Source organism: Chromobacterium sp. Panama (genome assembly GCF_003052555.1).
In the GTDB taxonomy this organism is placed as follows: Bacteria; Pseudomonadota; Gammaproteobacteria; order Burkholderiales; family Chromobacteriaceae; genus Chromobacterium.
The window spans coordinates 4,678,003-4,686,960 of sequence record NZ_QARX01000001.1; the positions used below are offsets into that span (position 1 = coordinate 4,678,003).

Annotated in this window: 7 protein-coding genes (1 of these 7 only partly in view); 2 read left to right on the forward strand and 5 right to left on the reverse strand. The window is 66.8% G+C overall.

Annotated elements, in window-relative coordinates; all coding sequences use genetic code 11:
• Positions 1 to 3,255, reverse strand: the 5' portion of a protein-coding gene (locus DB032_RS24470) for a DUF4347 domain-containing protein (protein WP_199226055.1). Its footprint begins 48 nt before the window's first position; the window shows 3,255 of its 3,303 coding nt (coding positions 1–3,255); its start codon is at positions 3,253 to 3,255; its stop codon lies beyond the left edge, outside the window.
• A 509-nt stretch (positions 3,256 to 3,764) separates the two neighbouring features.
• Between DB032_RS24470 and DB032_RS20985 the strand changes: the two genes are divergently transcribed.
• Complete coding sequence (locus DB032_RS20985; protein ID WP_107801167.1) at positions 3,765 to 4,547, forward strand: class I SAM-dependent methyltransferase; 783 nt, start codon at positions 3,765 to 3,767, stop codon at positions 4,545 to 4,547.
• Here DB032_RS20985 and DB032_RS20990 read toward each other — a convergent pair.
• The 3 genes from DB032_RS20990 to DB032_RS21000 are packed head-to-tail and all read right to left on the reverse strand — an operon-like array spanning position 4,519 to position 6,598.
• A complete protein-coding gene (locus DB032_RS20990; protein WP_107801168.1) occupies positions 4,519 to 4,872 on the reverse strand; it encodes an antibiotic biosynthesis monooxygenase in 354 nt (117 codons plus the stop codon). The genes DB032_RS20985 and DB032_RS20990 overlap by 29 nt on opposite strands.
• On the reverse strand, positions 4,869 to 5,975 hold the full coding sequence (locus DB032_RS20995) for a cytochrome (protein WP_107801169.1): 1,107 nt from the start codon (positions 5,973 to 5,975) through the stop codon (positions 4,869 to 4,871). Before DB032_RS20995 ends, DB032_RS20990 begins: the two co-directional genes overlap by 4 nt.
• Positions 5,972 to 6,598, reverse strand: a complete 627-nt coding sequence (locus DB032_RS21000; protein ID WP_107801170.1) for a DUF6058 family natural product biosynthesis protein — start codon at positions 6,596 to 6,598, stop codon at positions 5,972 to 5,974. Before DB032_RS21000 ends, DB032_RS20995 begins: the two co-directional genes overlap by 4 nt.
• An 80-nt stretch (positions 6,599 to 6,678) precedes the next feature.
• Here DB032_RS21000 and DB032_RS21005 point away from each other — a divergent pair, with 80 nt between their 5' ends.
• On the forward strand, positions 6,679 to 7,398 hold the full coding sequence (locus tag DB032_RS21005) for a helix-turn-helix transcriptional regulator (protein WP_107801171.1): 720 nt from the start codon (positions 6,679 to 6,681) through the stop codon (positions 7,396 to 7,398).
• A 650-nt stretch (positions 7,399 to 8,048) separates the two neighbouring features.
• Here the strand turns inward: DB032_RS21005 and DB032_RS21010 are convergent.
• Positions 8,049 to 8,498: a hypothetical protein gene (locus DB032_RS21010; RefSeq protein WP_107801172.1), complete on the reverse strand. Its 450-nt coding sequence runs from the start codon at positions 8,496 to 8,498 to the stop codon at positions 8,049 to 8,051.
• Positions 8,499 to 8,958: the final 460 nt, after the last annotated feature.

Here is an 8,958-nt window from a genome sequence, read left to right on the forward strand (position 1 = left end):
CACGTCCTGGCCGCTCTGGAAATTGCCGCTGATCGACACCGTGGCGCTGGCCAAGGTGCTGTTGTCCAGATCGCTGACCGTGAGGCCGGGATCCACCGCCACCGGCGTGGACGCGGTGTTGTCGCCGGCGGTGAAGACCGCGCTGCCGCCGCTGGCGGTGGCGATAGGCGTTTGATCCGTGGCCGTCACCGTCACCGAGCGCGTGGCCACGCCGCTGCTGGCGCTGCCGTCGTTGACCTGGAAGCTGACGGTGCGGGTGGCGGAATTAGGCGTCACCGCCGTATCGGTGTAAGTGACCGCGCGCAAGGCCGCCTGCCATTGCGCCAAGGTGGCGCTGCCGCCGCTGGAGCTCAGCGTCAGCACCCCGGTGCCGGCGTTGTAGCTGGCGGTGATATTGCCCATGGTGCTGCCGTCGTTGGTGAAGGCCAGCACGTCCTGCCCGCTCTGGAAATTGCCGCTGATGGACACCGTGGCGCTGGCCAGCGTGGGGCCGGCGTTATTGCTCACCGTGATGCCGGAATCCACCGCCACCGGGGTGGACGCGGTGTTGTCGCCGGCGGTGAAGGCCGCGCTGCCGCCGCTGGTGGTCACCACCGGCACCACCGCCACGCTGACGGTAGACGCCACGGCCAGCGTGGTGGTGTCCACGCCGCCGTTGCTGGTGCCGCCGTTGTCCTTGACGCTGGTCAGCGTCACCACCCGGTTGCCGATGGAGGGGCTGCCGTTGCTATCGCGATAGGTGATGCCGTTGATCACGCTGGCCGCGGTGCTGCCGGAAACGCCGCTGCTGCTGATGGACACCGTGGCGGTGCCGCCGGACACCGAGACGGTGACGCTCAGGCCGTTGCCGCTGGTGGTAACCGAGTTGCCGTTGGTCAACGCCACATTGCTGCCGTCTATGGACAGGATTTCGCTGCTGCCGTCTTGCAGGCCGGACACGGTCAGCGTCAGCAGGATCACGCTCTGGCTGGATTCGACGGCGCTGACGCTGGCGCCGCTGAACACCGTCACCGCGGAGCCGCCCATCGTAAAGGTGGGATTGGAGGCGGTGGCGCTGCCGGTGGGCGCGTCGTTCACCGCGGCCACCGCCACCGTCACATTGCTGGAGCCGGTGCCGCCGCGGCCGTCGTTGACGCTGACGTTGATGGTGCGGGTGGCGGTGTTGGGATCGTTGCTGCTGTTGTTGTAAGTCAGCGCCGCCAGCAGGGTGGCCACCCGCGACGGAGTGGCGTTGCTGTTGAAGGTGACGATCAGATCATGGCCGCCCACGCCGTCGCCGTTGCTGGCGATCACGCCTATGCTCACGCCGCCCACCGTCACCACGCTGCCCACGCTGGTGCCGCTGGACAGGGACACCGAGCCGCTGGTGTCGACGCCCAGCACATCCTGGCCGCTCTGGCCGTTGGCGGAGATGTGCACGGTCAGATTGCCGCTGTTGAAGTTGGGGGTGTCGCTGTCCGTCACCGTGACCGCGGTGCCCACGTCCAGTTTCACCGCGCCGCCTTTCTCGGTGAAAGTGGGGTTGTCGCCGTTGAGGTTGCCTATCACCGGCGCGGAATCCGCCGCCACCGTCACCGTCTTGGTCACCGCGCTGCTGTTGATCGCGCCGTCGTTGATGGCGAAGCTGATGGTGCGGTTGCCGGTATTGGGCGACAGCGAGCTGTCGGAATAAGTCACCGCGCGCAAGGCCGCCTGCCATTGAGCCAGCGTGGCCGTGGCGCCGCTGGACGTCAGCGTCAGCACCCCGGTGCCGCTGTTGTAGCTGGCGGTGATATTGCCCATGGTGCTGCCGTTGTTGGTGAAGGCCAGCACGTCCTGGCCGCTCTGGAAGTTGCCGCTGATGGACACCGTGGCGCTGGCCTGGGTGCTGCTGTCGGAGTCGGACAGGGTGATGCCGCTGTCCACCGTCACCGCGGTGCCGGTGCCGCTGCTGTAGGCGCTGGAGCCGCCGCTGGCGGTCAGCGTCGGCGCAAAGCCGAAATTGATGGCGTTGATGGCGCCTATGCCTATCATGCCCGTCACATTATGGCCGCTGGCCGCCAACACCCGGAAGGAATCGATGCCCTGGAAGGCGCTGTTGCCGGACACGTTGAAAGTCACCAGCCCGCCGCTGCCTTGCAGCGCGTCGCCCACGTTCAGCGTCAACGTCGCCCCGCTGACCGCCGCTCCGTTGATATAACCGACCAATTGCAGATTGCCGCCGGCGCTACTGGAATCGTAGCCGTTCAGCACCACGCCGATGGAGTTCAAGGTAAAACAGCTGTTGTCGTTGGACTTGACACCCAGATAGGAGATGGGGATGTTCCCGTCGCTGACGCCATCAACTGTTACAGTGGCCACCGAACCGGCCTTTTCAACACTGATTAACTGAGAGCCGTTTTGGTTGGCACCCAGTTGCATTGTGAAATCCCAACCTTGGACATCGCTGGCGTTCACCACGCTGCCGGATGGGTTATAGGTGTTGCCGAGCGATGCGGTGAAATCAGTGGTGCCGGTTACCGGCCGCGCCAGCAAGGCGTCATAGCTGAAATGCAAGGCATCCACGTCGATATGGCCGCTATTGCGCTCCAGCGTCCAGTCTCCGCCCAGGCGCGCCGCGCCGGTGGCGTCGGTGGACGCGGCCACGTCGGCCTGAGTGTAGCGGGACAGCGCGCTGACGAAGGCCGCGCCGCTGCTGCCGGCGGCGATGTCGCAGCCGTAGAGCAGGATGTCGCCGTCGGCGCGCAAGGATTGGCCTATGGTTTTCAGGTCCGCCTGGCGGCTGTCCAGCTTGGCCGTGGTCAGTTCCATGTTGCCCAGCATCAAATCCCCGCTCTGGCCGTGGGAAATGATGTGGATGGCGGCGTAGCCATGGTGGGTCTTGGCCCACTCGGCGATCTGGCTCAGGCCGTCCTTGCCGGCGTTGAGCACCACCACCTCCATGCCGGCCGGCATTTGCGCCAGCAGGCTTTGGTAATTGGCGACATTGGATTCGACGAACACCACCTGCTTGGGCGGCGCGGTCGGCGCCAGCGCCGCGGCAAGCTTCTCCGCCAGACGCTCCACCGCGGCCGACCGCGGCGCTTCCGTCGGCGCCGGGCGTTCCGCCGGAAGCGGCGCGTCCGCATGCGCCGAGGCGGCGGCGGCCGTGGCGGCCGCCGCGCCGTCGAACATCAACCTGGGCTCCAGAGCCTGCAACAGCAGGCGCGAGCGCTTGAGAGCCGGTGTCTTCTTGTCACTGCCTTGCGATTGCCCCGCTGATTTCCACCACCCCATCACGCTCTCCCGGATTATTTCGGCTTAAGCGGCTGTTCAACATCTTGCGAGCAAGAGCGAGACAAGGCGAAGACGGCAGAGAAGGCGGAATGTACATACGGTACATAGGCCTTTCTTAAGACGTATCCGCCCGCTGACGCTTCACCAAGCGCAACAAGCATTGAACAGGCGCCAAGACCCAGATCGAACCACGCTTGCGACTACATCCCAAAAGCTGCTTAGCGGATTAGAACCTGTATCAAAGCAAAAATAAATGACAATTAAATAAATTCGAATCAGAACAACAGCGACACCGTAACAAACCGGGCAGCCGGCAAGCTGACAAAAGCTGTCAAGCGCGACCAAGAAGCCCCCTCTTTAAAAAATAGTTGTTCCTCACGCGAAGTAAGCTAAGTGCAAATACGTAGCACACATGATATTTGTTCAACATATTCAAAATCCCCCGGCTTGCCCTCGCCCGTCTCATCCCGTATCGTTCGTCCGCCGTCCGCCCATCCAAGGATTTTTCCATGCCCGCCACCCCGCTGTACTGCGCCCGTCCCGACCGCCTGGACGCCGCCCGCCTGTTGAGCCAGCGCTTCGCTCTGCCGCTGCTGGAACAACGGCCGGAGCAGGGCTATTGGCTGGAATTGGGCGAACAAAGGCTGGAACTGCTGACCACCGGCAAGCACGGCGCGGTGTATGCGGAATTCGTCGAGGGCGCGGCCAAGCATCGGCGCGAACAGGGCGGCGGCCGCGGCCAACCGGTGGCCAAGGCCATCGGCCTGAAAGGCGCCAAGGAACTGCCCTATGTGGTGGACGCCACCGCCGGCCTGGGCCGCGACAGCTTCGTGCTGGCCGGCCTGGGCTGCCGCGTCACCCTGGTGGAGCGCTCGCCGGTGGCCGCCGCGCTGCTGGCCGACGCGCTGGAACGCGCCGCCGGCCACCCGGACACCGCCGACATCGCCGCGCGCATGCATCTGGTGCACGCCAGCTCCATCGCCTGGCTGGCCGCGCTAAGCGAGGCCGAACGCCCGGACGTGGTGTTCGTCGATCCGATGTTCCCGGACACCGACAAGAAAAGCGCCGCCGCCAAGAAGGACATGCAGGCCTTCCAGCAGGTGATAGGCGACGATCAGGACAGCGCCGCGCTGCTGCAAGCCGCCATCGCCGCGGCCAAGAACCGCGTGGTGGTGAAACGGCCGCGGCTGGGCGCGGCCATCGAGGGCGTGAAGCCGTCCGCGGTGCTGGACGGCAAATCCACCCGTTTTGATCTTTACGTGATCAAGGCCTTGCATCCAATTCAGGGCTGACGCCATCGGGCGCTTGCGCCCGCTCGTTCATCCCATAATCCCGCAGCACCGCCGCCACCCGCAGCCGGTAATCGGCGAACAAGGCCTCCCGGCCCTGCCGCTGCGCCGCGCGGTGCGGCTCCAGCCGCCGCCAGGCCGCCACCGACGCCTCGTCGCGCCAGAACGACAGCGACAACATCCTCTCCGGCCGATTCAGGCTGACGAAGCGCTCGATCGACAGGAAACCGTCCGCCTCCGCCAGCTCCCGCCCCAGGCGTTCCGCCCAAGCCAGATAACCGTCCCGGCCGCCTTCGGCCAGCTCCACCTCGAAAATCACCGCAATCATTCCGTTCTCCCTTTCTCGCCATAAAGGCGCACCCGCGCGTTGGGCAGCCGGCGAAAACGCGCCGCCGCCGTCAAGTCTTGCCAATCCGGCCGCGCCGCCGCCAATGCCGCCAGGCCGCCGCGCGCGATCTCCAGCGCCAGCGCCCGGCCCGGGCAGGCATGCCGGCCGGCGCCGAACATCAAGGCCTCGCCCGGCCCGGCCGGGTCCAAAGCCGCCGCCGCCAACACAACCAATACCGAAGCGCCGGCCGGCACGGTCTGGCCGCCATAGGACCAATCCCGCGCGACGAAACGGCGGGTGTTGTGCAAGACCGGGTCCTGCACAGCCAGCCCGTCCCACTCCGCCGCCGCGCCCGCCGCCAGCGGCCGGCCCTGGGCCTGATGCCAGACAGCGGCGGCGAACAGGCCGGCGCCGGCGTCCAGGCTCTGGAACAGCAGGCCGATCACATTCGCCGTCAGCGTCGCCTCATCCGGCGCCAATTCATTCTTCAGCTCAGCCAGCATGCCGCCGGCCTGCGGCAGCGCCTCCGCCACTCTCGCCTGCAAAGCCGTCAAGGCCTGCTCTCCGCGCGCCAGCGCCTCTACATCGGCATCCGCCGCCAACGCTTGCGACACCGCCGCCACTTCCACGACCAAGGCCGGCGCGTCCGCCGCCGGCAGACCCAACAAGCCGGCCAGCGTCAGCACCGGCAAGCCCTGCGCCATCCGGTCCAGCACCTCGCCGTTCAAAGGCTCGCGCATCAGCCAGTCCCGCGCCAGGCTTTCGGCCAAGCGCCCTGCTTCCGCGCCCGCCGCCGTCGCCAAGGCCCGGCTCAAGGCCGCCTTCAGCGCCGGATGGCGCGGCGCCTCGCTCATCCGCGCCCACAGACAGAACGTGCGCGCCAAGCCGCCATCGCCCAACTGCGGCGGCGCCGCCTGATCCAGCGGCCGCACCCGACACTCCGGCGCGGCCAACACCGCCTGCGCCGCCGCGTGGCCGGCCGCCACCCACACGCCCAGGCCGGCGTCAAAATACAGCGGCCGCCGCTGCGCCAGATCCCGGTAATAGGGATAGGGATGGGCGTGAGTCACCGCCGCCAGCGGGTCCAAAGGCCAGGCGCTCATACCGCCTCCGCCAGGTAAAGCCGCCCCGTCAGTTCCACGCAGCGGGCACGCGAACTAGCCGCCCGCTCATGCGGCGCAAACGGCGCCGCCACCCCATCCAGCGCCGTCACCGCCCACGCCAGGCGCTCGCGCCGGGCCGGGTCCAGAGCGGGCCGGCGTTGCCGCTCGGTCAGCGCGTCGATCAAGGACACCAGCGCCTCCTTCTGCGCAATCTCCCCCGGCAAGCCGGCGCGGGTGCACACCCCGTAACTGCCGGCCAGGAAATCCCGCCACGCCGCCTCTAGGTCCGGCTCCGCCTCGGCTGACGGCAATTCCAGCGCCGCCAGCCCGGCGCGCCACTGCCGGCCGAAACAGGCGCGCAGGCGCTCCGGATCGCCGTCCAAGGCCAGCGCCTGGCCCAGCCAGCACAACATGCCCTGCGGATACCAGGCCGACTCCGCGCTCAGCGCCGCCGCGCCCATGCAGGACGCCGCCTCCCCGCTCAGCGTCAGCCGGTAGGACGGCCACGGCGCCGCGCCGGCCCGCTGCCAGCCGCGCAGGGTGTCCAGGCTCACGCCGCTGCGCGCCAGCAAGGCCGGCTCGCTCAGAAAATGGCTATGCAGATAACCCAGCAAATCCTCCACTCCCGCTCTCCTTGTTCAAGCTTGACGATGGGTTTATCGTAGCCGGCGGCATCCGCCAAAGTTTCAGCCGAGGATGAACCATGCTTGCAGCCCCGCACGACCGTATACCCGACATCAGCCGCCTGGCCAGCCTGCTGGCCGACCCCGGCCGCGCGCTGATGCTGCTGCTGTTGCAAGACGGCCGCCTCTACCCGGCCAGCGATCTGGCCCAGGCCGCCGGCCTGTCGCCGCAAGCGGCCAGCAACCATCTGGCCAAGCTGCTGCACGGCCAGGCGGTGCGGGTGGAACAGCGCGGCCGCCACCGCTATTACGGCCTGGCCAGCCCGGCCATCGCCCACGCGCTGGAAGCGCTGTCCGCCGCCGCCGGCGAAAACCGGAGCGCGGTGCGTCCCAAGGGCAATGCCGACATCCGCCTGGCGCGCAGCTGCTACGACCACCTCGCCGGCCGGCTGGGCATTGCCGTCGCCGACTTCCTGCAACAGCAGCAACTGCTGCAACGGCGCGAGGAGCGCGAGTTCGCGGTGACGCCGGCCGGCGCGGACTGGCTGGCGGCGCGGCTGGACATTCAACTGGCCGGCATCGCCCGCCCGCGCCGGCCCTTGGCGCGCGCCTGCCTGGACTGGAGCGAGCGCCGCGACCACATCGCCGGCAGCCTGGGCGCGGCCTTGTGCCAGGCCTTTTTACAGCGTGGCCTGACCGAGCGCCGCAGCGACAGCCGCGCCTTGCGGATCACGCCGGCCGGTTACGCCTTCTTGAAGCAGGAATGTGGAGTGGGCAGCGAGCAGTTGCGAGGGGATTAAAGCGGTTTGCGCGAGGGGGTGCGGCGGATGAGTCCTTGGGCAGTGTCGGCGGAGGGTACCCTCCCACCCAAGCAAACCATCCGCCGTAGGGCGGAGCGCGGCGATACCCACGCGGAAACGCGATGGGACCGATGCTTGGGTCTTGGCGGCGGGCTTTGGTGGGTATCGCCTTTCAGCTCCACCCACCCTACAAATACCCCCGACCAAACCATCCGCCGTAGGGTGGGCGGAGCGCGGCGATACCCACGCGGAAACGCGATGGGATCGATGCTTGGGTCTTGGCGGCAGGGTTTGGTGGGTATCGCCTATCGGCTCCTCCCACCCTACAAATACCCCCGACCAAACCCCCTGCCGTAGGGTGGGTGGAGTGCAGCGATACCCACGCGGAAACGCGATGGAATCGATGCTTGGGTCTTGGCGGCGGGCTTTGGTGGGTATCGCCTACGGCTCCACCCACCTTACAAATACCCCCGACCAAACCTCCTGCCGTAGGGTGGGTGGAGCGTAGCGATACCCACGCGGAAACGTGATGGAATCGATGCTTGGATCTTGGCGGCGGGGTTTGGTGGGTATTGCCTGCGGCTCCACCCACCCTACAAGACCCTCCGCCGTAGGGTGGGTGGAGCGCAGCGATACCCACCGCAAGACGCTTAGCGGTTTCGCAGGCGGATGCGGCGGAAGCGCGCTTCCAGGCTGAAGCGCTGTCCCAGCGCCAGGTAGATCTGGTGCTGGCTGTCTACATGGCGGTAGACCCGGACCCGGTCGGCGCCCAGCAGCATCATGATTTCCAGATAGTTGAAAAAGCCCATCCACTGGCCGCGTCCGGCGCGGTCGTCAAAATCGATGTCGCGCGCCACGCGGCTGAGCAGGCCTTTACCGACGTATTCACGATTGTCCTTCAGCCATTGCAACAGGTGAGCCGCGCATTCGCGGCCGTAGGCGTGGTCGGCGAGGAGGTCCTTGCTGGGCGTGGGCATTTGCCAGTAATGCCGATAGGTGCGGCCGGGGCAGAAACGAACAAAGGGAAGCAGGGCTTCCTGCTGTTCCAGCGAGTGCAGTTTGTAGCGGCGGCGACGGGGGAAGTTTTGAGCGTGATGCATGGTGTTTCTCCTGCTGTGACACAAGATAAACCACCTGCCGGGTGAGGCTGAGGTATTGGCAGGCGCGTGGCAGGATTGGCGTACCGGACACTGTTAACCCGGTGAGTGCATAGCACTCTCCCACCATGCGCCTGCCGAATGGCACGACCATGGAAAAGCAGCTTGCGCAGGGGTCTGCGCAAGCAAGTTAACAGTGATTACGGGACGCCAATCCCGTGTGCCGCGTGTGGGCGGCAACGTGGGGATTGTTGCCGAGGGGGCGGTTGGGGTCAAGGTAGGGTGGTTGGTTTGCTTGAGCGTGGCTTACTAGTTGAGTGATCTGGTTTTGAATCCGCTGCGCGGATGATGGTTTTCATTGCCGGGGCTGCCCGGCAGGCAGGAAGGGGAACAACTCGGCCAAATTCCCTATCACTGAGCGAATCAAAGATTCGCACGTAGACACCCCAAAGGCCGCCCTGCA

Bases quoted from the DNA above. Each gene is read 5' to 3' on its own strand.
- DB032_RS20985 (WP_107801167.1), top strand. From the start codon at position 3,765: ATGCCCGCCACCCCGCTGTACTGCGCCCGTCCCGACCGCCTGGACGCC.
- DB032_RS20990 (WP_107801168.1), bottom strand. From the start codon at position 4,872: ATGATTGCGGTGATTTTCGAGGTGGAGCTGGCCGAAGGCGGCCGGGAC.
- DB032_RS20995 (WP_107801169.1), bottom strand. From the start codon at position 5,975: ATGAGCGCCTGGCCTTTGGACCCGCTGGCGGCGGTGACTCACGCCCAT.
- DB032_RS21005 (WP_107801171.1), top strand. From the start codon at position 6,679: ATGCTTGCAGCCCCGCACGACCGTATACCCGACATCAGCCGCCTGGCC.
- DB032_RS21010 (WP_107801172.1), bottom strand. From the start codon at position 8,498: ATGCATCACGCTCAAAACTTCCCCCGTCGCCGCCGCTACAAACTGCAC.